The 24550-nt window shown below is 37.6% G+C and carries 27 protein-coding genes and 1 pseudogene; 6 read left to right on the top strand and 22 right to left on the bottom strand.

Going from position 1 to position 24550, the window contains the following annotated elements:
* Nucleotides 1–223: 223 nt before the first annotated feature.
* Both BN1067_RS05110 and BN1067_RS05105 read left to right on the top strand, forming a co-directional pair.
* The gene (locus tag BN1067_RS05110; protein WP_053217812.1) at nucleotides 224–1354 is read left to right on the top strand and encodes a hypothetical protein; all 1131 of its coding nucleotides are present in this window, start codon (nucleotides 224–226) and stop codon (nucleotides 1352–1354) included.
* 107 nt (nucleotides 1355–1461) lie between these two features.
* A complete protein-coding gene (locus BN1067_RS05105; RefSeq protein ID WP_053217810.1) occupies nucleotides 1462–2286 on the top strand; it encodes an aldo/keto reductase in 825 nt (274 codons plus the stop codon).
* A gap of 117 nt (nucleotides 2287–2403) precedes the next feature.
* Here the strand turns inward: BN1067_RS05105 and BN1067_RS20090 are convergent.
* Nucleotides 2404–2487, bottom strand: a pseudogene (locus tag BN1067_RS20090) (hypothetical protein); the annotation flags it as partial.
* 117 nt (nucleotides 2488–2604) lie between these two features.
* Between BN1067_RS20090 and BN1067_RS05100 the strand changes: the two are divergent.
* Nucleotides 2605–2841 carry a monooxygenase family protein gene (locus tag BN1067_RS05100; RefSeq protein WP_110943328.1) on the top strand — a complete coding sequence of 79 codons (237 nt, stop codon included), beginning with the start codon at nucleotides 2605–2607 and terminating at the stop codon, nucleotides 2839–2841.
* Nucleotides 2842–2985: 144 nt separating this feature from the next.
* Here BN1067_RS05100 and BN1067_RS05095 read toward each other — a convergent pair whose 3' ends face one another.
* The 21 genes from BN1067_RS05095 to BN1067_RS04995 all read right to left on the bottom strand — a co-directional run bounded on the left by BN1067_RS05095 (nucleotide 2986) and on the right by BN1067_RS04995 (nucleotide 21011).
* A complete protein-coding gene (locus BN1067_RS05095) occupies nucleotides 2986–3354 on the bottom strand; it encodes a VOC family protein (protein WP_053217808.1) in 369 nt (122 codons plus the stop codon).
* A gap of 12 nt (nucleotides 3355–3366) precedes the next feature.
* Complete coding sequence (locus tag BN1067_RS05090; RefSeq protein WP_267893608.1) at nucleotides 3367–4632, bottom strand: MFS transporter; 1266 nt, start codon at nucleotides 4630–4632, stop codon at nucleotides 3367–3369.
* A 48-nt stretch (nucleotides 4633–4680) separates the two neighbouring features.
* Nucleotides 4681–5547 (bottom strand): PDZ domain-containing protein, encoded by an 867-nt coding sequence (locus BN1067_RS05085; RefSeq protein WP_053217806.1) that lies wholly within the window; start codon nucleotides 5545–5547, stop codon nucleotides 4681–4683.
* Nucleotides 5548–5559: 12 nt separating this feature from the next.
* Entirely contained in the window at nucleotides 5560–6750 is a 1191-nt protein-coding gene (locus tag BN1067_RS05080; protein WP_053217805.1) for an NAD(P)/FAD-dependent oxidoreductase, read from the bottom strand.
* Nucleotides 6751–6807: 57 nt separating this feature from the next.
* Nucleotides 6808–7329, bottom strand: coding sequence for a hypothetical protein (locus BN1067_RS05075; RefSeq protein ID WP_053217804.1), 522 nt, complete (start codon nucleotides 7327–7329; stop codon nucleotides 6808–6810).
* A 107-nt stretch (nucleotides 7330–7436) separates the two neighbouring features.
* On the bottom strand, nucleotides 7437–7853 hold the full coding sequence (locus BN1067_RS05070; protein ID WP_053217803.1) for a hotdog family protein: 417 nt from the start codon (nucleotides 7851–7853) through the stop codon (nucleotides 7437–7439).
* The gene (locus BN1067_RS05065; protein ID WP_053217802.1) at nucleotides 7822–8886 is read right to left on the bottom strand and encodes a class I SAM-dependent methyltransferase; all 1065 of its coding nucleotides are present in this window, start codon (nucleotides 8884–8886) and stop codon (nucleotides 7822–7824) included. The genes BN1067_RS05070 and BN1067_RS05065 overlap by 32 nt, the downstream gene beginning before the upstream one ends.
* Nucleotides 8887–9303: a hotdog family protein gene (locus tag BN1067_RS05060; RefSeq protein ID WP_053217801.1), complete on the bottom strand. Its 417-nt coding sequence runs from the start codon at nucleotides 9301–9303 to the stop codon at nucleotides 8887–8889.
* Between the two features lie 2 nt (nucleotides 9304–9305).
* Nucleotides 9306–9638 (bottom strand): cupin domain-containing protein, encoded by a 333-nt coding sequence (locus BN1067_RS05055; RefSeq protein WP_053217800.1) that lies wholly within the window; start codon nucleotides 9636–9638, stop codon nucleotides 9306–9308.
* Complete coding sequence (locus BN1067_RS05050; RefSeq protein WP_053217799.1) at nucleotides 9638–10402, bottom strand: class I SAM-dependent methyltransferase; 765 nt, start codon at nucleotides 10400–10402, stop codon at nucleotides 9638–9640. Before BN1067_RS05050 ends, BN1067_RS05055 begins: the two co-directional genes overlap by 1 nt.
* Nucleotides 10399–11712, bottom strand: a complete 1314-nt coding sequence (locus tag BN1067_RS05045) for an aminotransferase family protein (protein WP_053217798.1) — start codon at nucleotides 11710–11712, stop codon at nucleotides 10399–10401. Before BN1067_RS05045 ends, BN1067_RS05050 begins: the two co-directional genes overlap by 4 nt.
* Nucleotides 11709–13472, bottom strand: coding sequence for a CRTAC1 family protein (locus tag BN1067_RS05040; RefSeq protein ID WP_110943326.1), 1764 nt, complete (start codon nucleotides 13470–13472; stop codon nucleotides 11709–11711). Before BN1067_RS05040 ends, BN1067_RS05045 begins: the two co-directional genes overlap by 4 nt.
* Nucleotides 13459–14439, bottom strand: coding sequence for a DUF1702 family protein (locus tag BN1067_RS05035; protein ID WP_053217797.1), 981 nt, complete (start codon nucleotides 14437–14439; stop codon nucleotides 13459–13461). Before BN1067_RS05035 ends, BN1067_RS05040 begins: the two co-directional genes overlap by 14 nt.
* Entirely contained in the window at nucleotides 14432–14689 is a 258-nt protein-coding gene (locus tag BN1067_RS05030; RefSeq protein WP_053217796.1) for an acyl carrier protein, read from the bottom strand. The genes BN1067_RS05035 and BN1067_RS05030 overlap by 8 nt, the downstream gene beginning before the upstream one ends.
* 24 nt (nucleotides 14690–14713) lie before the next feature.
* Complete coding sequence (fabG, locus tag BN1067_RS05025) at nucleotides 14714–15448, bottom strand: 3-oxoacyl-ACP reductase FabG (RefSeq protein ID WP_053217795.1); 735 nt, start codon at nucleotides 15446–15448, stop codon at nucleotides 14714–14716.
* Between the two features lie 13 nt (nucleotides 15449–15461).
* Nucleotides 15462–16679, bottom strand: coding sequence for a beta-ketoacyl synthase N-terminal-like domain-containing protein (locus BN1067_RS05020; RefSeq protein WP_053217794.1), 1218 nt, complete (start codon nucleotides 16677–16679; stop codon nucleotides 15462–15464).
* Nucleotides 16672–17454, bottom strand: coding sequence for a beta-ketoacyl synthase N-terminal-like domain-containing protein (locus BN1067_RS05015; RefSeq protein WP_053217793.1), 783 nt, complete (start codon nucleotides 17452–17454; stop codon nucleotides 16672–16674). The genes BN1067_RS05020 and BN1067_RS05015 overlap by 8 nt, the downstream gene beginning before the upstream one ends.
* Nucleotides 17451–18293 carry an RnfABCDGE type electron transport complex subunit D gene (locus BN1067_RS05010; RefSeq protein WP_053217792.1) on the bottom strand — a complete coding sequence of 281 codons (843 nt, stop codon included), beginning with the start codon at nucleotides 18291–18293 and terminating at the stop codon, nucleotides 17451–17453. The genes BN1067_RS05015 and BN1067_RS05010 overlap by 4 nt, the downstream gene beginning before the upstream one ends.
* Before the next feature lie 7 nt (nucleotides 18294–18300).
* Nucleotides 18301–19476, bottom strand: a complete 1176-nt coding sequence (locus BN1067_RS05005) for a beta-ketoacyl-[acyl-carrier-protein] synthase family protein (RefSeq protein ID WP_053217791.1) — start codon at nucleotides 19474–19476, stop codon at nucleotides 18301–18303.
* 12 nt (nucleotides 19477–19488) lie between these two features.
* The gene (locus tag BN1067_RS05000; protein WP_053217790.1) at nucleotides 19489–20370 is read right to left on the bottom strand and encodes a tetratricopeptide repeat protein; all 882 of its coding nucleotides are present in this window, start codon (nucleotides 20368–20370) and stop codon (nucleotides 19489–19491) included.
* Nucleotides 20367–21011, bottom strand: coding sequence for a helix-turn-helix transcriptional regulator (locus BN1067_RS04995; RefSeq protein WP_053217789.1), 645 nt, complete (start codon nucleotides 21009–21011; stop codon nucleotides 20367–20369). Before BN1067_RS04995 ends, BN1067_RS05000 begins: the two co-directional genes overlap by 4 nt.
* Nucleotides 21012–21269: 258 nt before the next feature.
* On the opposite strand from BN1067_RS04995, the gene BN1067_RS04990 reads away from it, so the two are divergent.
* The 3 genes from BN1067_RS04990 to BN1067_RS19760 are packed head-to-tail and all read left to right on the top strand — an operon-like array spanning nucleotide 21270 to nucleotide 23977.
* Nucleotides 21270–22520, top strand: a complete 1251-nt coding sequence (locus BN1067_RS04990; protein ID WP_053217788.1) for a helix-turn-helix transcriptional regulator — start codon at nucleotides 21270–21272, stop codon at nucleotides 22518–22520.
* 18 nt (nucleotides 22521–22538) lie between these two features.
* Nucleotides 22539–23816 carry a helix-turn-helix domain-containing protein gene (locus tag BN1067_RS04985; RefSeq protein WP_053217787.1) on the top strand — a complete coding sequence of 426 codons (1278 nt, stop codon included), beginning with the start codon at nucleotides 22539–22541 and terminating at the stop codon, nucleotides 23814–23816.
* Nucleotides 23813–23977, top strand: a complete 165-nt coding sequence (locus tag BN1067_RS19760) for a hypothetical protein (protein ID WP_199868469.1) — start codon at nucleotides 23813–23815, stop codon at nucleotides 23975–23977. Before BN1067_RS04985 ends, BN1067_RS19760 begins: the two co-directional genes overlap by 4 nt.
* Nucleotides 23978–24550 lie beyond the last annotated feature (573 nt).

Genomic DNA, 24550 nt, shown 5'->3' with positions numbered 1-24550 from the left:
GTTTGCCAGCTCTTTTGGAGGTTTTAATAGAATTGAAATATATATGTAAAAGTAATGATAAAGGATTCTTAACCTCCATTCTGTCTTGGGCCGTTAGAATCAAAAACGATTTCTCTTGAAAATCCTTCTGCAAAATAAACGTATTTGTTGTTAAAATTATGGAAGTTAGGGAAAAGGATAGAATCATAGAAGAAGAAAAACATTACATAAGGACGTGAACAACATGAAGAAATTAACCTTGCTTTCCTTACTCCTTATTTTGTTCCTTGTCGCTTGTTCGGAAAACACTTCTACAAACAGCGAGAACGAAGGAGAAAACGAGGAGAAGCAAACGGAAGAAGGCACTTCAGACAAAAAGGAAGAAAATAACGAAACAGAGGAAAAAGAACAACCGGAAGAAGAAGAAAAACAACCCCCTCAGCCTTATGAACCGTTAGAACCTGCTGAAGATGCCAAGCCTCTCAAGGAGAAGCTGTCTGAAGAGGAGCTTGCACAGATGCCAAAGGCACAAGCCCACGGAGATACTCGGGAGAGAATGGTTCCAGTTGGCGAAACGTTGGTACAAGGGGCCGAGGATCGAACCGACGGGCCTTTAAAGGATCATAGACTCGTAGCCTATTATGGTCACCCGAACTCTACCGATATGGGCATACTAGGGGAAATGGAACCCGACGAACTTATGAAAAAATTAAAAGAGCAGGCACAGGAATACTCCGATGCAGACCCGTCCCGTCCAGCCATTCCGACGATCGAGCTGATTTCGACGGTAGCACAGCGCGATCCCGGCCCTGAAGGGAAATACTTTCACATGACTTCACCAAAGCAAATCGACGAATATGCCAAACTTGCCAAAGAAAACGATGCGTTATTGATGTTGGATGTCCAGCTTGGAACCGACTCTGTTTTGAATCAAGTGAAGTTACTGGAGAAATGGCTGAAGCTCCCTTACGTCCACCTGGCTATCGATACAGAATTCCATGTAAAAGAAGGGGAAACGCCGGGTATTGACTTAGGCCAAGTTAACGGAGCGGAAATACAAGAAGCGGTGGATTACCTGACGGAAATGGTGGAGGCACATAACTTGCCGGATAAAATCGTTCTTGTCCACCAGTTCACAGACGGAGCACTAACAAACAAAGAAGCCATCCAACCGACCGAAAATGTAGAAGTAGCCTTGAATTATGATGGATGGGGTAATTCATCAACGAAGATGTCTCTCTATCGCAAGTTTGTGCGAAATGAAGCTGTCCAATACGGCGGATTTAAGATCTTTTATAAAAAAGATGAACCTGTGTTGAGTGCAGAAGATGTATTGAAGCTGGATCCTAATCCGGCGATTATTAATTATCAGTAAAGCCGGGTTTACCGTTAACCTCAGGTATATTGATTACACCTTCCGGGTAGATTAATTGCATTCCCTTCAGAAAAGTTTTACCTTAAAGAAGAAAGGAGAGTTAGCCAATGAACTATATTACATTAAACAATGGATTAAAAATGCCACAGCTCGGATTCGGGGTATGGCAAGTAGAAAACGACGAAGCAACAAAAGCTGTAGCGAAGGCTCTTGAAGTTGGTTATCGCTCTATCGACACCGCGATGATCTACCAAAATGAAAAAGGTGTAGGAAAGGCGATTAAGGACTCAGCCATTCCAAGAGAAGATTTGTTCATCACGACAAAGGTGTGGAATAGCGATCAAGGCTACGAAAACACCTTGCGTGCTTTTGATGAAAGCTTGGAACGACTTGGCCTGGACTATGTTGACTTATATTTAATTCACTGGCCGACACCAGAATTTGATGATTACGTAGAAACGTATAAAGCGATGGAGAAGCTTTATAAGGAAGGCCGTGTCAAAGCAATCGGCGTTTGTAACTTTGAAATTGAACATCTACAACGGCTGCTAGACGAATGCGACGTAAAACCTGTTCTAAACCAAATCGAATGCCATCCACATCTTGCCCAAAACGAGATCAAGGAGTTCGCTGCAAAGCATGACATCTTTGTGGAAGCATGGAGCCCATTAGAACAAGGCGGAGAAATTCTAAAAGACGATGTCATCAAAAACATTGCAGAAGCCCATAGCAAAACACCAGCTCAAGCAGTGCTGCGCTGGCATCTGCAAAACAACACCATTGTTATTCCTAAATCCGTTACACCTTCCCGTATCGAAGAAAACTTTGATGTTTTTGATTTCGAACTGACCAATGAAGAAATGGAAAGCATCAATAGCCTTAACTTGGATAGAAGGAAAGGCCCGCATCCGAATGAGATGAATAAGCGGTAAGTTTTTAAATAACACACTAAACATACAAAAAGAGAGAGACAGTTTCTTGCTGTCTCTCTCTTTTTAACTTTTGACTTTACCGTTTTCTTTAATATAGCCTTGGGCGGTTTAACGTATCGGAGGAAAGATGTCTGTAATCAATCCCCATTCGAACCAGGAACGAAGCAGGTCCTCAAGTGTCGGATTTTCTTTCGGCGGCCGGCATAAAAGTTCTTGAAGAAAACTAAAGTTAATTGGTGAGAAGCACCACTATGACTATTAACTACAAAGGCAAGCCGCAACGAAGAGGCTGTTTATCTTTAAAGGGCATCTTTACTCATTCAATATTTGCGAACAGAACAAGAACTTTTAACGTACACTAAGGATACGACTACCTGGAGGAAATTCAACAAAAGAGTCCAGAGTAATAAATCAGTTGGTATATATCACGAAACTTATAACGCTATCTCTAATCGCATTGAAGTCTTTTATATCAATATGCCTCGGTTTGAATTAGGAAAAGCATTCACTCACAGTCCCGTTGTTTCTTCGACGAACACGGTTATAAACGAATGAAGAAAGAATATCTAAACAATTTCTCCTGGACTTCAAGCTCTTATATATCATATATTGGGTTGTCACAAACACAAATGTATAAGTTTGTGTTTGTGAAAAAGGGGGATACAAGGAAAACAGAGCGCTCTTAAGCGCTCCGTTCTTCTATTCTGAAAAATTACAAATCCCTAATGGATTTCCATCTAAGTCTTTAAATTCAAAAAAGTTCACACCATCTTCGAGAGTTACATCACTACAATCTTTTGAATGACTTTTCACTTTATCATGGGCGCTATCAATATCATCAGAGAAAAAATACAAAATAGGGTGGGTTAACGATTCATTATTCACTGTTTTATTTTCCATAAGAGTAATAGGAGTTTCTCCTACTTGTAATACGGTATAACGGTCATTACTTCCATCACTTTCGAAAACCGTATCCAAATCAAACACCTCTTTGTACCATTGGACCGCACGCTCTAGATTGGATACTTGAAGAAATACCGTATCAATTCTTTTGACGACATTTGACATATACACCACTCCTTAACTTGCAAATTGTGCTGATTTAGATTCTTTATAAGCAGAAATTTTTGAAACAAGAATAAATAAAGTGGAAAACACCATACAGATACCAATGATTAAAAACACTAAGCTAACACTATACTGTTCGGCTAACCACCCAAGTCCCAAAGCTGAGAGAGGAAAAGGAACAGTAAGGATGACTCGATAAGCCGAGTTAACCCGTCCTATCATTTCTTCTGGGATTTCTTTTTGTCTTAATGTAAAGGTATAGATATTGAAGATCGTCATGCCTGCATTTAAGCTTGCATATGTGACCATAACTAGAATCCAATTTTGAGTAAAAAGGTACATCCCAAAGGCGGCAATCGTAGTAAAAATAATTACGTAAAATATAGCTAAGCCCATTTCTAATTTCTTGGATAGATAAGAAGCTAGAGAGGCCCCAATGATTGCAAACACACCAGCTACGCCAAAGAATACCCCAACTGTTGAAGATGGAAGGCCCTGTTCGCTTCCTAGATAGTACGTAATAATAGGATAAGAGGCGCCTAATCCCAAATTCATTAATGCACCAGCGAAGGCGGCTCCCCAAAGGATATTCCTTTTTAAAATAAATAAGAATCCCTCTTTTACATCCTTCACCATTTCTCGAATGAAAGAAGTGGTTTCCTGTTCCTCAGTATCTTCAGCTCCTTCAGCCACTTGAGCTGGTGTACTGTTTAAGTTGACAGGCAAAATGATCAACACTGCCAAAGTAAATAAGTAAGACACACCATCCACAATTAAGGCATTGTTTGCTCCTAAAACGGCAATTAACGTACCAGCAATCGCAGGACCGCCAATATCAGTGATTTTGCTCATTCCTTGATACAGCGAATTAGCAGCAGTTAAATTATCTTTATTTACTAATTTAGGAATGATGCCAAAATCGGAGACAATATCATAACATAAAGCAAATATAGCGAGAACAAAACCTATCACATAAAGGTAAAGGCTTCCGATAGTAAAAAAGTAGCTCGCAATTGGAATTGACAAGACCAACAGAAACTGCATAATATTTGAGGCGATAATAACTGTTTTTCGATTAATTCGGTCAATTAAAGAGCCTAGAAATGGACCTAACAATATATAAGGTACAAGTTCCACAGCCATCATTATAGTCATGGATAAGGCAGACCCCGTCATCTCCAAAATAAGCCAAGGGATAGCCAGCAAGTAAATCTGGTTCCCTAAATTAGAAACAACGGAAGAGAAGAAATAGATAAGATACCATTTATTTTGTAAAATTCCTCTCTTAGAAGAGATAAAAAGCCCCCCTTTTCAAAGATTGTTTTTTTACTTAGTGTATGATTCGCTTATTTTCACTCTTTCTATTTTCCTTTGATCCCTTAAATCCTTAAAGCTAGAGGCACCATCTGAATCGATAATCCCTGTGAACAAGGAGTCGTAGCTAAAGGGAACTGTAATGGTGTGGATTTCGCCCTTTCTAGAAAACTCAATCTGTACATCACTTCCCTTATTCAATAAGCAAATTGCTCTAACAAACTCTTCGTAGGTATTTACTTCTTTTCCAGAGAGTTTTAAGATAATGTCTCCCTGTTTAAGACCACTAGCAAAGGCGGGTCCGGTTGGATAACATTCTCTTACATAGACACCATTATTGGTTTCCGTGTGATATAGCTCGTTGTTCGTGGCAATGGTGACCCCTATTTTGGGATATGTGAAAAATTGCTCTTGAAGGTCTAACCCAATTTCAAGCACTGTTTTAATATTCATCATAGCCCGTCTCCAGCTATGCTCCATACAATCTCTAATCCAGCGACCAAGGGTGGTTTGGCTGTCATACCCCTCAATTTCAATGGTTAGTCGAACAAAAGAATCCTCCATTTCTTCAAGCGTATAGGTCGTCTGGAGGTTATAAACAATCTCTTCGCCATCAGGTAAAAGAGACTTATATTCATCTGCTAATCTAAAGTAATAAGGTTTAATAGCTTCCACTACAACTGAATGATTTTCTATATCACCATAGAGATAATAGTACTTATCCCTAGGTTTAGGATTAATAGGATCTCCTGTAGTCGTACAGTAATCACTTTGATAACTGTTTGAACCCTCTGGACTTACCACTAGCCACCATACATCTTCAATGGAAGCCTCTATATATGTTCTATTTACAGTTTTACTCAAATCATAATTAATCATGGTACTCCTCCTTTACGTTTGTAAAATGGTAGAAAACAAATGATAAAAACGTTCGTCCAATTCTCTGATCGTTTCACTAGAATGAGAGCCAAATCTATGAATTAAGCTTGGATACGTACAAAAAAGATTTACGTATTCCAATTGTTTGTGAGGAATAGGATGCTTAAAGGTTTCAAATGTGGTTAACACACGGTTAATCTGGGAAAGAAGGTGCTTTTTTATTTCCGTTTCATAATTTTCCATGACATTTTGCCATTCATCCAATCCTTGAAAATAGTGATGAAGAGACTGTGCTAATAATTCCGAACCTAAGAAAGCATCATCCATTCCACTTCCGGATATAGGATGTACCCAACCAAGTGCATCTCCAACAATGGCCCAATGGTCACCAAAAGCCTTTTTTATATACATTTCTCTTTTACCTATTCCTTTAATAACTACTTCTTCATCCATGGAGGAAAACCTTGAGTATAAATTGCTAAATTTCGGTAATGTACTCATGAATTTTTCTCGAGGCTGCTTTGCCCAGTCATTTTGATCAATTAAAGGAGTTATTAATACCGTATGTAAATGATTGTTCGTCGGGGTGCAAATACAAATGTGACTATCAGCGACATACCATTCAACACAAGGTGGCGTTAGTGGTTTGACACTTGAAAAGTACCCATAAAAAGCAGGCGGTTGACTTTCGGTTTTATGCTCAATGGGGGCTGCAAAATTCTTTGCAAATTTTGAATATTTTCCATCTGCCCCAATGATGACCTTCCCTTCCTCAAAAAATTCTTTATTACTTTTAATATAAGAAACTCTATGACTAACCTCTGAATTCTTAATAGCCTTCACAAAAGATGCTTCTTTTACGAAAGTGACATTATCATACTGTTCCATTCTTTGAACGAGCATTTGATCAAGCTCAATCCGACGCATCGTAGTTACTCGGTCCGTCATCATAATATCGGCCTCAAAAACACTTCCCTCAAGATCCACTCTCATTCGTTTAATATCTGGTGAGGGAACTGCCGTTAATCGCTCCTTGATGTTGTAACGCTCAAAGAAATAAATTTCTCCGAATATGTGAGTAGAATTTGTATCGCTTGGAAAATGGCTTTTATCTAAAATTAATATACGATAACCTAGTTCGGCTAATCTTATACAAAGAGAGGCTCCAGCACACCGGGCCCCCACTATGATGATGTCGTACAATCAAAAACCCTCCTTTATGTAAAAGGGGAGGACATTTTTCATGCCCTCCTTTTAGGATTAGTTAGCTTGAGCGCAGTTATAAATAGTCCCTTTATGGTTTCCTTCCAAATCATATAGAGAAACCAATTCCGGGCTAGTAAATACAGTACCGGTTGGAGGTAGATTGTACAATTTCCCTTCCATGTGAATAGGCTTTTGATTCTTCATAACTCCATCCGGTGTTTCAACTGTCCAATATAACCAGCTTTCTCCGTCTACTCCGTCTTTGATATTTTTCCCTTTAGGAATTTTAGCAGAAGCTTTCATTGGAGCTTCACCAGCTTCAATTCCACCCTTTACAATAACTTTTTGACCAGGCCATAGTTCTTTAGAAGTGGCTTCTAAATGAACCCCTTGAATCTCAATATCAATATTGACCCCACTCTTCAATGAGAACTCTGAGTCAGATACAGTAAATTTAGTAGGCTTTACTTGAGTAAATTCCAATTTTTCCGCTCTTCCATCGGTAAGTTCTAAAGTAGTGCTACTATTTGAAGTAGGTAAAGACATCTCAACTTTTTTCATTAGAGATTTGAACATGATTTCACTCTCCTAAAGATTATGTTTACCTTGGCCAAGGTTACATTCATTATAAGAGAACCTGTTACTCCATTTCTTGTCTTTTTTTATGGTGGATTGTTGTTTTATTAACCCTTTAAAGTCCTAATACATGAGAAAGTCACACATTGTTCATTCCTCTCGTTTGAAGCAACAGCTGAAAATTTTATCCTGCGGGAAGACAGGATGTGCTTGGTAATCGAAAAGGTGATAATACTTCCAGGTTCTACAATTTTATGAAATTTTGATTTAAGATTTCTTAGTTCCTCTGCTTTTGTTTGAAAGAAGATTTCAATTCCCTGCAAAATAGATTCCACGAGTATTACTCCTGGATAAACACTCTTTTCTTCAAAGTGACCAATGAGAAAGAAGTCACTGTGACTTACAAACTTCTGGTAAGCAACCCTGTCAGACTCTTGATTAATCACAGTATCAATTAGTCTCCATGGTTTTTTTCGATTTAAAACATGAAGCTCAATTTGTTTTCCTTCCTTCGATAATTGCACCTAAAATGACCTCACCATCATTGATTTGTACTTTCGCTTCCCCAAATTTAGAATCTCTGAAATGCTCTTTCCATTCAGATTCAGTGAGAAACCCTCGTAACCCCTCTCCTGGCTGGAGGTTCTCTCTTCTATAATCCGGAAGAAGATTAAAAATGAACTCTTGGTGTGGATACATATGTCCCTCTCCTCTTATACATTCAGAGAGGATAAGCCTTCCATTAGGTTTTAGAATGTCATAAATAAAATCTAATGAAGTAGGGATATCTTTTGCACAATGTAATGCGTTGATGGATATAACGTAATCACAATACTCAAATGCCGCATCTTGAGATATAAGAGGGAAATTGAAATCCAAGACCTTAGATTGAATAGTAACATTCTCAGAATTCAGATTTCTCTTTACTTTGCGTACCATATATGGACTAATATCCGAAATAAAATAAGTTGTGATATTTTTACTTAACAGAGGATCCTCAACAATTAGACGACTCCCGGATCCTAACCCTGTCCCTAATTCTAAGATTTCACTATTCTTATGGACAGAGGGTGAAATTTCATCCACTAACCATTCATTGTGAATGTGATAGAGCTCATTTTTTTCTGAAAAATAGTTTTCCCATAGTAAAGCTCCTTTAAAGCCAAAGAAAAGCCGAGTTGGATCTTTTGTCCCTGAAATAATATCAAGCCAGTGTTCCTGAACAAAGTCCAATAACTCGTAAGTAGGGGTTAACTCCTGAAGGCGTTCCGGAAAATGAGGCTCCGGTTGAGAAAACCTATACTTGGATTGATCATATACAAGGTATTCATTTTCTACCAGAAAATTTAAGATCCAAGACAACGAAGGAACAAATTCGTCCTTACATCCAAATTGTTGGATAGCCTCCTGCAAAGTGAAAGCTGATTGTTTTTTTAATTGAGTTCGGTCTAGAAGATCATAAATAAGTTTAGACGTGTATACCGTGGAGTTAGCATATAATTGAAAATATCTCTCTGTAAATAGCTCTCTTTTGGCCAATGGCACTTCTGAGTTCATTTAACCACTCTCCTGAATAACTTTTGCGACACTTATTCTTCCCGTAGCAATGATTTCTTGATTTTCCAAAGCCGATACTTTTAGAAGACAATGCTTAGAAAAAACCTTCATAGGTTCTATAAAATAGTAAACCTTATCTTCTCCGCCTCTAGGTTCTTTTACAAAATCAAAATCGATTGTTCCTAAAATAGGAATCTCCTTCTCTTCTAATGGAGAGGTCTCTCGCTCAACAAATAATACACTTGATTGGGCCAACCCTTCGATTAGAAAACTTGGGGGAAGTTTATCGATAAATGGAAAGTCGGCTAAATAATTTGCATAGTCAAAGGCAGCCGTTAAAGACTGGTTTTTTTTATATTCCACCACCTCATCTACAAAGCGAAAAGGTGGTTTTTGTGGTATCAAATCAACTTGCATATTTAAAACTCTTCCACCACATGAATGGGTTTTTCGATGATAATTAGAAAGGTGACTCCCGTATCAGTAGATACATCATGGATTTCCCCTTCTCCCGCGGTCAAAAAATCTCCTTTCTTTAACGTCTCGCCATCAACTTTCATCTCTCCATCGAGTACATAAGCATACTCTCTGCCAGGATGGTCATGTTTAGGAATAAAGCCTCCGGGTTCAAATTTAACAATAAAAGCTTCAGTTGATGATTGATTCCCATCTTCTCTCCAGAGCATTTTAAACTGTGAATTGTGAAAAAACCCTTTTTTCCATACATTGTTTACATCTTTAATAATAGTCATTAATATCCTCCCTTTTCTGCTAAAATAATCATACGAGGAGAGTCAATCGTAAGAGACGCCCCCTTTAAATCTCCAAAGACTGAAGAGATGGCAAACCCACAGCTCTTCAACATGCTTGTTAACTCAGTGGCTGTATATAAGCGTATATCTAAGGTTGCTTTTTCCATCACTGAATCTTGATACCACATGGTTTCTTCGACCCACCTTCCGGTAATACAATCAAAATACCTACTAGACCATACCGGTTGATTAGCCATCTGATCCCACAAGCGTGGAATATAGTTTTTGATCTTATAATCTCTATTTTCTGTATCTATCAGCAATTTACCACCCGGTTTCAACCTCTTATACACTCTTTCGAAAGCTTGCCTATCTTCATCCTCAGAAACATAACCAATGGCTGTGGACATATTAAGTACATAGTCCAATGAATCCAAAGGTAATTCCATGTTTTTCATTTCACTAAGGACCCACTCTATATTTTCAATGCCTAATTCATGGGAGAGACGCTTAGCCTGGGCAAGGGATACTTCCGATCCATCTAGCCCAATCACTTCATGACCTTCCTGGGCTAAAGGGATTGATATTCTTCCATGCCCACACCCTAGATCTAAAATCGTAGACGGATTATCTAAAGCTAGAAGTTGTTTAATTCCTTTGATCTCTTCTTTAGTACGTTCATCGTGTAAAATATGAGGAGAAAATTGTAAATAAGCTTCTCCAAAGAATTCCTTCCACGGATATTGAACCTCGGTTTGCATCATGCATGGACCTGCCCTTCTAAACTAGTTTGATTAATAATTAAGATAAGCTTCTGTAAAGCTAATTCTATAGTTGAGTAATCCATATCTAACGGTAAATAAATACATATCGTCGTATTAAAAAAGGAAACTAAAATCCCTCCCTTCTTAAATTCTTTGAGCAATTGACTGACATATAAGTCAGGAGCCTCTTTTACTTCAATACCTATCATAAAACCTTCACCCTTAATTTCTTTGACATTGGGATTTGACTTCAAAGAGGATGCTAAGAACCTTCGAACCTTATCTCCGTCTCTTTCCACTCTGTCTAATAGGTTTTGGTTTTCCACATATTCAATCACTCGTACAGCAATTGCACAAGCTACAGGGTGACCTCCTAGGGTATTTCCATGAGGGAATCCGTAATCATTTCCCACAAATGTTTGAGCTATTTCCTTACTAATAAGGGTGACACCGAGAGGAAAAAGTCCCGCCGTTAATCCCTTCGATGTAGCAACCAAATCAGCCCCTATGGAATGCTTGATATCTGCAAACCAATCCCCTATTCTCCCAATGCCTGTCGTTACCTCATCCAAAACAAGTAAAATATCATGTTCTTTCGTGATTCTTCTTAATGACTGTAAATAGGACACGGAGAACTGTTGGATCCCATTGACACCTTGAATGGGTTCAATAAATAAGGCTCCTATGTTTTCTGCTCCCTCTTTGTCAATGACCTCCCTTAGCTGCTGGAGAGACGCGAGGTCATTTTCTTCTTTTGATTCCAACTCAAAATCATGAGGACTCTTAACTGAGAGACATCCTTCAAGCATTGGTCCGTATAAAGATTCCATATCTAACCCGGTCATCGATAAGGCTCCATAACTTACTCCATGGTAAGCTCCGGTCAATGATAAGAATTTTTTCTTCTGATATTTACCGACTTGCAGAAAGTATTGGCGAACTAATTTCATTGCTGTTTCAATACTTCCACTCCCATCATTAGAGTAAAATACCATTTCCATATTAGGATGGAGTTTTACTAACTTCTCCGCTAAAATTTGAGCTTGATCATGTCCTTGCCCTATTAACAAACTAGAGGGAAGACGTCTATATTGCTCCATAATGACGTTCAAAAAATCAGGGTGGTTATTGTTTACCAGGGAAAGAGCAGCATTTGAAAAGTTATGAAACGACTGGTCTAAGCTTGTGACGTATTCGTCTTGTACTTTTTCCTGCATGATTGGATATTTATTTTCCATGGAATCGACATTTAATTCCTCTTTTACTGGCATAGCAGTAAATGGGTGGAGCACTTTGTATAGTTCGCTCATGTTTCTTCCTCCCCTATTATTCCTTCTCCTTCTTTAATTTTTAAGAATTGATTCACTTTAATATTTTTGAATTCCTCGACACCTCCTGATGGCCAAGTAATTTTTATATTCTCTACCACTTCACTCTCCCCTGTTCCAATATGAAGACGCGGGTCTCTTTGCGTGGCATAGCCGTTCCCCCCATCTCTTTCCATAAGTGTTTGTTCTCCATCAATCGTAAATAATACTTTGGCACCTACAGCATCCCGATTACTAGCTTCCGTCCCTTCTAAATCTAAGTTGATCCAATTGGAATCATCTGTAGTTTCATTCTCATATACTTTTGCTGGGGCATTTTGATTAGCAAATATTAAATCCATATCCCCATCGTTATCAAAGTCGATCGGCGCTACCCCTCGCCCGTCATAAGTGAAGTCTAATTGGGCATCTTCAGCGACATCGGTAAGTTTTCCATTTCCATCATTTAAGAAAAGGAACTTTTCTTCATACCCAGAAAGACTTTTGTCATTAAAAGCTGGCCAATTTTTTGTATCCTCAATAATATTTCCGGGTGTTGTAGCTAAGGTACCTAATTCAAACCAGTAATCATCCTCTTCACTTGCGGATATGAACCCATTCGTTACCACTAAATCAAGGTCTCCACTATTATTAAGATCAGTAAAAGAAGCTCCCCACGAAAAGCCTGCTAGATTAATCCCAAGCTCTTCGGCTTTGTCTTCGTATTTACCATCCTCATTGGGATACCAAAATTGATTTCCTTCTAGAATATAGCGCGGCTTGCTCACATTACTTATATAAATACCGAGCTGGCCTTCATGAAACAAGTCGGCAAAACTAGTATTCATCCCTTTATAGGTGTCATCCCCAATACCATGATTTTGTTCAACCTCTTTGAATCCTTTTCCTTCATCATTGATATACAGAGTATCTGGCCCAAAATCATTAGCATTATAGAGGTCGGGATAACCATCATTATTAATGTCCGCACTACCTGGGGCTAGTGTCCATCCGCTATCATGGACCCCCATCTCTTCGGACACGTTAGTGAACGTTCCGTCCCCATTATTTTTAAACAATAAGTTCTCCCCACCATTCGCAGCTCGTTCAAAATCATTATGCATAATTTTCGTAGTCTCTAAGTTCCATAAGTCCACATCATTTTGAAAATAATTCCCTAAGTATAAATCAAGGTGTCCATCTTGGTCATAGTCCAGTGTAATTGCTTTACCGACGTTTCCTGAAAAACCCGTATTAGATTCCTCCGTTACATCGGTAAAGGTTCCATCTCCGTTATTTTCAAACAGTTTGCTTTGTCCCCAACCGGCAATATAAATGTCTTGATAACCATTATTGTTATAATCAAACCAAACAGCCGAGGTAGAAATACCTTCTTGATTGATGCTTCCAAGTTTCGATTCTTTTGTTACATCCGTAAAAGTCCCGTCTCCATTGTTTTGGAATAAAGCATTGCTTGATCCTTTTTGGGAATTAGTAAAAAAGACGTCCATATACCCATCGTTATTAAAATCAGCAACTGATACAGAGGCACCTAAGGTTGTTAGCCAAGGCATAATATTGTTGGCCTTTTCGTCAAATGAAGGTTTTTCATGAGTGAACGAGATATTCGTTTCTTCTGTTTTATCGGCTAATTGGAATCCAAGTTCTTCTTTTTTTTTAGCTTGTCCAGCATATGAACAAGCAGCTAAATTAATACCTAATGCAGCTACCACTATCATTTTTGAAATATTACGATAATTCAACAGACTTGTCCTCCTTGTATTGTTTAATAGCCTTACGTGTATGTTGCACCCAAAGGTAGTAATTGTTTGCTACTTCTTCCGTGTAATCCACCAATGAGACCAATTTTTCCACTTCATCTCTAATTCCTTGTTGAGAAATCGCCTGATCATAAAGCTTCTGATCTTGAATCTTTCTCGCCTTCCATCCAAACGCTAAACCTTGTTTAAAAGAAACAAAACTAGTTTCATCAAGCAGGGCTTCTGCTTTGCTTATTGGTGTAGAAGCATTATCGAGATAGCTATACGCCACCGCAATCCCCAACCCACTTAAAATTTCTTGTTGAATAGAGTAATGAAAACTTTGAATCTTGCGGATACTTTCTTCTATCCTAAAATGAGTAAGGAACCAAAGGCTTCTCCCTATTCCTTGATAAACTACTTTGCTCCGCTCAGATCCCACTCCCAATCTTTCAACGGCCTTACTCAGTTTATGAGGATAGAATCCAAATTTAAAGATGGACAATTTAAACCCGATACCATCGTAAAGAATCGGAGCGTAAAGGCGATCAAGTTTACGCTCGACTTCGAAATACTTGAAAGCTTGGTTCTTAAATGCCAGATGAAGCCACCATCCCAGCCCTACATAATATTGATACCTATACTTGGGAGAGAGACGTTTATACATTTTTTCAAACTCACCACTTTTAAGAGAAGAACGAAGTCTATATCCCAAACCTAAGGCAGCGCCTTCAAAGGAAAAACCAACATAAAAGATAGAATTTTTTCTCTCCATATGCTGACCAAACTTACTCCAATCAGATTTCAGCAGAGTATACGCACATCCACTCAGAAAGGCATAGAAGATATTTTCATATCTTTCAATCCATCTTGATGATCTGGTTTGAAGGCAATATTTCAGCTTTAACGCCTTACTAACACCTCGAATTACGAAGGAAATACTACTAAATCTTAAAATCGAATCACACATCTTCTTTTTTACTTTCGATAAGAGAGGCGATATCAGCCAAATTAGCAACTTGACCTAGGTCCTCTTCGGTCACTTGGTATCCGTAAAAACGCTCGATCATTACAGCTAGTTCTAATGCTGCAAGGGAGTCTACTTCCAGTTCATCCAAGTCATCATAGATATTAGCCTCCGTGATCTCATCGTTTTCTGTTATTTCTTTTACAATTTCAATTACCTTGCCAATGATCGGTGTAGTTAGCTGGTTACTCATAATATCCGTCATCCCTTCGTTTTTTTAGATTCCCCCTGAAACTTGAATAACCTCTCCTGTTATATATCTAGAGGCATCTGACATTAAAAATAAAGTAGCAAGAGAAACATCATCCACCCTCCCTATCCTTCGTAACGGAATGCATCTTTTATCTATTCGCTGTTGAACCTCTTCAATCATTTCCGTCTCTATATAGCCTGGGGCTACTGCATTTACCCTGACTCCAAGTCTTCCCACTTCTTTTGCTAACGATTTAGTAAATCCAATGATTCCTGCTTTAGTAGTGGAATAATTTACTTGTCCAACGGTTCCGTAAATACCCGATACAGAGGAAACATTGACAATAGCTCCTCGTTGCAATGAGATGGATTTAATCAATCCTTGGGTCAAATAATACAAACTATTCAAATTCACTTGAAGGACATCTTCCCACTCATCCTCTTTCATATTAAAAAACAGATTGTCTCTAAGAATCCCTGCATTATTTATGAGATACTTGATAGACTCACCACGTAGGGTTTCAATGAGAGAACGTAGTTCTTCTTTTTTTGAAAAATCACATTGTATACTATGAACAGATCCTCCCAAAGAGTGGCACTCCTTGACCACCTTTTCTGCTTCATTCGTTGATTTGTTATAAGTAAAAACAACATCAGCCTTGGCCTCTGCGAGATCTTTTACTATCTGCCTGCCAATTCCACGTGACCCGCCAGTAACAAATACTTTTTCTCCTTCAAAATCCCATTGAACGTTAGTAATTCTTTTTCACCCCTTATTGAACTTTTTTAAAAACAGAAGCTGCATTAAATCCTCCAAATGCAGGAACCGCCTTAATTCCTGAAGATAACTTCTTATTTTCGGTTTCTTTAACTATTTTTAGGTGGCTAGCATTATTCCCAGTAAAATTAGCCGTAGGTAAAATCGTATTTTCTTGAATACATTTGATAAGATAAATGGTTTCAATGAGAGCACTTGCTCCTAAAGTATGACCAATGTAGCCTTTAAAGGCAGTAAGCATAGGGAGTTTACTTCCGGAAAATGCTTTTTCGATTTCTTTTAATTCATATTTGTCCCAAAGAGGACTACCCACCCCATGAGGCGTTAAAAGATCAATCGGTTGATCTAAAAGGGCTTTAGCTTCTTTAATAACTTTGGAATATGTATGTTGAGTTATATCAGGCAGAGTCATTCGCCAATTATCTTGTGAAAAAGCACTTCCTACATATTCACAAGTGAAATTTTGTTCTATCTTATGGATGTCTTTATGAAGCCACATAGCACCTGCTCCATCTCCTAAAACAGCACCACTTCGGTCATTGTCAAAAGGGCGAATGTTCTCGAATTTAGAATTATATCCATTATCGTCTAGCCATTTCTGCTCCGTAAAATGAGCATAATCAGAACTAAGGACGAGCACATGGTCACAATGACCTCTTTCAATTAAAGAGCTTCCGAGGTCTATCGCATACAGCCCAGAGGCGCAAGCATTGTTCACTACATAGGATGGTCCATTGGTTCCTAAGAGTTTCGCCAAATGAAAAAGGTGAGGGAACGTTTGAATATTGTAAAATCGGTCTTTAAACGAACTAAATTCTATATGTTCCTCTGCTTGAACCGTATTTAAAAGGTGGTCAATTAAAGTGGCTACCCCAGGATTTTCATGAGCAACTACTAGCCCCACTTTCTCCATCGGTATATCATTTCTTTTAAGGAGTACCGATCCGACAGCTGCTAACATCTTAAAATCCCAATCGTTCCGAAAACCGATGGAGTCTATATACTTTAACTGTTCCTTTGTCAGATAATAATCCAGGTGGAGTTCATCAATTGGATAGACTGGGAAGTCAGATTTCTCAGAGGTGAGAGGCATAGCTCTTCTCTTGGGAATACGATTGACTCCTTCGTAATTTTTCATTTCATTCCAGTTTCTCTCTAGCCCAAAACCTAAGGCCGTTACAACTTCTGCATCCCCAATGAAGACATTAGGCATAGTGATAACCCACTCTATTCTTAATTTGAAGGGTATTCCCCTGAACATCTATTTGCTGTTCCTCACTATCCGTTTTAAAAAGGAAAGTCCTTGAAGGAACTATATCTTGAAAGTTCAGAAGCAAAGGCAACATATTATTATCGTTGATTACAGTCATTGGTAGAGAAGATTGGCCTCTTTCACTATCATCAACCTCTTCATTTAACTCTGTTAGAAGGAGGGTACAAATTACTTCTTCAGAATCATCCAGTAAAACTCCCTGAACTAATGGAGGTGTAACAATGTTCAAACAACATACGACCACAATATCCACTTGGTTTTGGTCCAACAAATCCTGGGCATAAATTAGAGATTTTATGGAAGAAAACTCATTAGAAAGAGTCACATTAGGTCCATAAATGTTAAACACGCGCGATAAATGTCCTCCAACAGCATTCATAACCGTTTCCGGAAATATGGCAGGATTGATTTTTTCTTCTCCAAAACGTTCGTATTCTTGAAACATTTCTAGAATGGGGACAGTATTAGAAGCACTGTTAGCTATGACTAATCCCGCTCTCTCTCCGCTTGTGCGATCAAAAGGGAAATCTACTTGTAACTTTTCAAAACACTCTTTGATACTGATACTGCATAATTGAGTGTATTTCGAAGTTCGCCTAAGACCCTTAATGTTATAATCTTTTGCCTTTAATAATGGAAGCATCTTGCTTGTATTCGGCTCCTCAAAAAGACCTCCAGAGGTGATATAACTATAAGAAGCTACCTTCATACTCATACGGCCAGGTCCCCTTCTTTGGTTTGTTGAGTTTTTTGTTTCTGACTCCGTGCTGCCAAATAACGATAAGGAATTACGATCACAATACTTGTGATAAATAATGCATAGAATTGAGGGGTTGGAATTCCCTGGATTCTAAATAACGCGTCTATGAAAGCGACGGTGATTCCAAATAAGATTTTACTCTTCATACTATTGGGCGTAGTTTTGGGATCGGTAATCATAAAGAAAGCAAACAATTGAAAAGAGGCGCCCAACAATGGGCCCACAGCAGCATACAACGGAAGGCCAAAAAGGGCATTTCTTAAATATGCAAAGACGACAAATGAAATAAGAAAGGACAAGACAATACTGAGCCGCTTAGCCACAGCCGTTACTACGATTCCTAGAGCCAAAATGATACCCATGAGAAGAAGACCATTTGACCACTGTTTCGGTGTACTAATGACATAAGCAGGAAGAAGAGAAATCATGGCCACAACAGCGATATTATTAGGATTGAAAATATGACCTCCTTTATATTGGAGTGCATGCTTCAATACAATGGAAAGCACCCCAGCCACAACGTAAGGCCATAAATAGATCGTACTCAATAACAGACTAATCCCAAGCCCTGTGATAAATGCACTAATGGGAACAATAAATTTCTTGTAAATGATTTTAGTTAAAATGATTTCCGTAACTATTGTGCTAACAACGGAGAGAAGAATTGCATCCCAACCTTGGACAAAACTTAAGTAGGTTTGACCAGCAACTGCAAATGCCAGCAAGAAAGCAATAATTAAATACCGAGGATCTAACTTATAGGATGACCAAGAAACGATATGGGTTCCTTTCATATAGAACCTACCTCCCTATTAGTAGTGATGAATTAACCCCACCAAATGCATACGCATTAGACAACGCATAATTCACAGCTTTCTTCTTGTTCTTTTTAATGACCAAGTTAAGTTGGATATCCTCACCTGGTTCACTTGTTTGAAAATTGATAGGAATTTCACCAGTTTGTATGGTTTTAATAGTAGAAATGGCTTCAATCACACTGGCTGCCCCCAATGTATGGCCGATGTTTCCTTTAATAGAACTTACTTCTATTTGATTTGTACGTTCGGCAAACACTTTGTTAATAGCTACTGATTCCATGGCGTCATTCGCGGGTGTGCCCGTCCCGTGGGCACATATGTAATCTATTTTTTCTTTGTGTATAGATCCCATATTCAAAGAAAGCTCCATAACCCGCGATGCCCCTAAAGCCTTCGGATCAGGTTGGGTCACATGATATCCATCACTGCTAATACCATATCCAAGAAGTTGAGCTTTTGGCGGTATATGGCTTCGTGCCTTATGGGCTTCTTTCTTTTCAAGAATAATGGCTCCACTTCCTTCACCTAAGATCATTCCATTTCTTTTCCCATCAAACGGCTTGCAATAGTCTGAGGACATGGCTTTTAAACTATTAAATCCCCAAAAAGCGACCGAAGATAAAACATCTACACCACATACAATCATGAGATCTGCTCGATGAAGCTTTAACTCATCTATACCTTTAGCTATGGCGATGTTACCTGCTGCACAAGCATTGGTAAGAACCCAACTGGGACCATCAATATGTAAAAGTTCCCTGATGTTCCGTAGCAGAATCCCAGGGCCACCTTTATGTACTGATTTCCCATATTTAATTTGATTTTCTAATGGGGTAATTTCTCCCATCGTCGTTCCAATACAAATCCCCACTTTTTTTGTAGAAAGGTCCTTTCCTGATAACCCCGCATCCTCTAGACTTTCCATGATCGAATGAAAGAGAATTTGCGTGGCTTTTTCATAGGTGGAAGACTGAGAAGTAGTGTGAATGTGGTCAGATGGAATTGCCCCCGCTCGTACCTTCAAATTAGATATAGGGTCTGGTAGTTCTTCTAATTTTATCAGCCCATTTCTGTTCGCTTGTAAGGATTCCCAGAAACTATCGACATTATAGCCAATAGCGTTTATAACTCCCATGCCAGATACAATGATTTCACTCAATTCATCACTTCCTTACCAAAATTTACTCAAATCTGTGAGTTCTGGAGAAGGTTTCATGAAATTATCTATGCCCCTCTCTTTTTGAACAATGGTTTGAGCATCATCTTTTGAAAGATTGGCTCTTTCCCTTAAAGACTCACTTTCTGGGTACTTTTCAAATCCATCTTTCCACACTTGATATCCTTCATTGATTTGACCATCTTTTATTAAAGCGTCGCCGTAAGCTGTATAGGCTTCCGCAAACAGGGTGTCGTGTTGAATATCTGTGTTTTCAGCCACAGAGACACAAAAAGATAAATCTTGAATAGATTTCTTTGTTCTTTGAAGACCAACTGGCCAATATAGATTGTTAAGCCCTCTTGCATAATGAGCCATCCAATCATTATTATTTTCTTCTATTACATCATCTAAGATAGCTATAGACTGTGTTGATTTTTGCCCAAGGGAAGCTGTCCCTAATGATGGTTGTTGTAGATTATCGATGAATACCAGGGCTTTTTGCAGTTCTAATCTAGAGGATTCTACCGGAATCGAATTAAAGAATTCAAGAGCTTCTTCATACTTTTCTTCATTAGTTAAAACAAGTCGTAGCTGATTGCTAAAGACCATATTTTCAGGATTTTCTTTCACGATTTCTTTTAGTTGGCGAATCCCCTCTTCTTTATTCTTATGTTCAATTTGTTCCAAGGCCTCGTAATATTTGTTTTCCTCTTCATTCCCTGTCTCTCGATTCACTGTTTCCTTCTCTGTTGAAAAATCTAAATTGAAATCTGTTACCGATCCATTAGCCGTAACTTCGGGTAAATCATATGGTTTCGTATAATTCATCCAAAAAACAGCAGCACCTGCAATAAAAAGGATTGTTAAAATGGAAATAAAGTATTTTAGTTTCACGACAATACCCCTTTGCTTTTCTTATATTTTGAGGGAGTGATACCCACATGTTCTTTAAAAATCCGGGTAAAATAGGAAAGGTTGCTATACCCGATTTCATAACAGACATCGGTCACACTATAACCTTCTTGTAAGAGAAACATAGCCTTTTCCATCCGTCGGTAGATTAAGTATGCTTTAAAGCCCTTCCCCATCTTTTTTTTGAATAGCTTAGAATAATAAGGTTCACTCAGATGAAATTCGCTACATACATGCCATAGCGTAAAATTCGGTTCAAACAAATTTCTATTTATGAAGCTTAAGGTATCTTCGAATAAAGTCGTTTCTTCCTCGACAAACTTCTGGACTAAACTCCCATCATGAATAAATTGGACCATATTTTGAACAGAAGGTTTATCTAATTCCTCGATTCCTAAAAAGGATAAAAAAGGAATGTTGCGCTGATTGATTTCTTGAGTAAAATAGGGAGGCATGTCCTTTTCGTAAGAAAAAGCAATCGCAAAATCGTAATGCTCAAATTCTGCTATTACCTCCTTAAAAGAAAGCTGGTCTACAAATCTATAAATATTGAAATAATTGTCTGAAAAATCCGTTACCTGTTTGGGATCATAGATAAATGTAATTCCTTTGATTCGACACACCCCCTAAAAATAGTGAGGAAGTTGATAATTATTTACAATTGTAAGAATATTCAGAGTTATAAACAATTACTAAAATTAAAAGAAAAAACGCAAAAAAAAATACAGTAATTTAGTAACGTATTTAAAATTATATGATTCTAAATACCTGTCAATATTGATAGAATATTGAGAAATTACAGTAATTTGGTTATAATTTAAGGGAGTATAATCAATTATTTCCATTTTTGTTGTACAATGGTCTAAAGGAGGGGATAAGCTGTGAGAATTGGTAATAAGATAAAATTACTAAGAGAGGTTTTGGATCTTACTCAGGCGGAATTTGTAAACAACATTTGCACGACCACTCATCTAAGTAATATAGAAAACCATAAATACTTACCATCAGAAAAGTTTATCCAACAACTAGCCAGAAAACATTTAGTGCCTGATACTTTTTTAAGTACCTCCCCTATTCCAATCACTGACATAGAAAAAATAATCCAACGTATCAGCATGAATAAGACGTTAGAAAGTAAGGAAGAGTTTATCTTACATACCGTTCTATATGAGGATTACCCCACAGATATCTACATACGTGCTACAACCATTCTTTTAAACTATTATCTCCAAAGAGAAGACTTAAAGAAGACAGAAGATATTTATAGAAAATCTATCTTTCTTCAGAGTGAAGAAATCCAGAATAAAGCTTTACAAAGGTATTATATAATTTGCGGCCATCTGTTTTTTTATAAACAAAACTTTTTAAATGCGGAACACTTTTATACCCTGGCCAAAGTACATCATCAAGGGGATCCATTAATAAAAGCCAACATTTATTTCAATTTAAGCCTTACAAAACAACGAAACAACAAATTATCCGAAAGCATTATCTATGCATATGAAGCCTTAAAAATCTTTGAGTCACTTACGGATTACAATGGAGTGATTGAATGTTACATAAAAATAGCAGTCGCTTATACTAAAAACGGGAATTACAAGGAATCTATGGAATATCTTAACCAAGCCCAAAATCTCATCGTTAATAACACAAGCTCATACTCTATAAGAAATTTAAGCATTATCGAAAATACAAAGGGGATCCTTCATTACAAAACGGGTTTAAATCAAAAAGCATTGCTGCATTTCCATAAAAGCCTTTCGCTAAAAGATGAGGCCAATTTGGATAAAAACAAATTATACACGTATAAAACCTTAGCAGAATTTTATATCAAGAATGCAGATTTTAAAAAAGCCAGTTTCTATTTAAATGTCGCAGATGAACAACTTAGCACTTATCATTTACCTCATCTATCCTTTGAATTTGAGGGGATTAAATGTACGTATTATAAAGCAATAGGTGATTTATCCACTTATGAAAAAAATATTAAAACTCTAATTACACTAACGAGTGACCATTTGGTCTACGATTTGCACCAAAAATATAGTATAGAACTAGCAAATTACCTGTTTGAAAATAAGAAATATAAAAATGCGGCCAAGCTCTACAATAGCTCTTACAGTGGCTTCTAAACATGAAAAGGAGACGACATGTACAGTAATGGGGAGTTAATTAAATTTCATAGATTACATAAAAATATGACCCAAAACGAATTAGCTGATGCTATTATTTCGATATCTTACTTATCGAAAATTGAAAACAATCAAGTCCAGCCTAGTGAAGAGGTAATGCACCTCCTCTTAAAAAAATTAGGAGTGACTAATACTGAGGATAAAGAAAAGGAAGAAAATTATTTTACCTTATTACAAGAATGGTACATAGCCATTATAAATAAGAACGATCAGACAATGACTGAGATCAAGCGTCGAGTAAAGGAAATTGAGAATAAAAATAGCCCCTTTATCGTTTTACAAAACCTAATCACTTGTCGATATCTGATCTACCTTAATGATATTTCCAAAGCCCAGGAATTAGTAACGGACACAGAGAAATACACGGAATCCTTTACACCTCACATGACCTTTTATTATTACATTGTTAACGGATTGATCCATTACCATCGCACACGTTACGTAGAAGCTGATCTTTATTTTACAGAAGCATTCAAGATACAAGAAGAAAACCCATTCACTTCAGCAGAAATTAGATATGATTTATATTATCTATTGTCGTTAAATGCAAGTGTTCTACATGAGTGCAACAAAAGTATTTACTTTGCGAATGAAGCGCTCTACTACTTTCGGGAAATTTATTACACCAAAAGGTGTGCTGAATGCCATGTACTATTAAATATCAATTACTCTCGCATTAAATTAGAAGAAAAAGCATCGGAACACTACGATAAAGCACTATATATTGCTGAGCAACAAAACGACCATTCATTAAAAGCTATGCTTCTTCACAATAAGGGGGTGTTTGTTGGGAAGAAAAATCAGTTAGAAGAATCCATTAAGTTGTTGGTCCAAAGTCTGAGGTTAAGAACATCGACTGAGCCCTTAAAAAAGCTTGAAACTATACACTTAATTGTCTTAGGGCTTTATAAGATGGAAAAATGGAAGGAGTGTTCCACATATCTTGAGCAAGGAAAAGCCGTACTAAAAGAGTATTATAGAGAAGATTTTGATCTTCATTTTAACGTGTTTTCCAAAAGAATCAACTCCTCTACAGCCGAAGCCATTGCTTACTTAGAAAAGATTGTGATTCCTTATTTTGAATCAATGAACATTCTATACTTTGTAGTTCGATATAGAGAAATGCTCGCTGATCTATATAAATCCCAAAATCAACATAAAGGGACTGCTAATAACTTATTTGAGATTTTAAAGCTTATAAAAGAAAACCCTAGTCTAGAAGGAGGATTAAAATGAATTTAAAAAAATTTATCAATTCTTGTATCCTAGTTTTCGTATTGGCCGGTTCTTTCTCTACCTTGTATTTAAACGATAACTTTAGTGAGAGCAACCAATCGGCTTCTGGTGCGATTGTTAATGGAGATGAACAGCATCCTAATCCGATTATAAAAAGCTAAATGTACGACCCGTATACGGGGTTTTCCTTAAGGTTGACGTAAGAAAAAATATCTTTAGTACAAACTGCGTAACCCTAAACGATTCCAGTAGGAGTTGTTTAGGGTTTTGTTTAGAATTCTCCGCAATTCACCAATAACCTTTTCTGGTATCGTCCATTCATGATCATTCCGGTTTTCATACACCGTTTGATAATCCAGAACCTTCCGGGGCGACCCGGAATCTGAAGGAAGACGGAGGCAAATCTCTAATCCCAGGAACAAGATAATCTCATAGAAGGCTGGCCCTCTGGGACGAGGTACACAATAAAAAAAGAAAAGCATCATTTGATACTTTTCTTTTTTGGAGCATTAACCTTTTGGCTTCGGGTCTTCTTCATCAAAATACACGTAACCCATGGAATGCACCACCTATTAATAGTCTATATTAAAATATTATCATTCAATTAAAGGAAAAGTTATTGGGAAAATCGGTCTATGGAAGTTGAATAATCGAGTGATTAAAGCGCTATTTTCCCAATACCTATGATGAACTCCTTAAATGTTTTATGAGAAGTGCTTTAAAATTGAATTAAT

Source organism: Virgibacillus senegalensis (genome assembly GCF_000821245.2).
Taxonomy (GTDB): Bacteria; Bacillota; Bacilli; order Bacillales; family Amphibacillaceae; genus Sediminibacillus; species Sediminibacillus senegalensis.
Note: the sequence above shows the minus strand (reverse complement) of the source record. Positions and strands in the feature narration are given on the sequence as shown.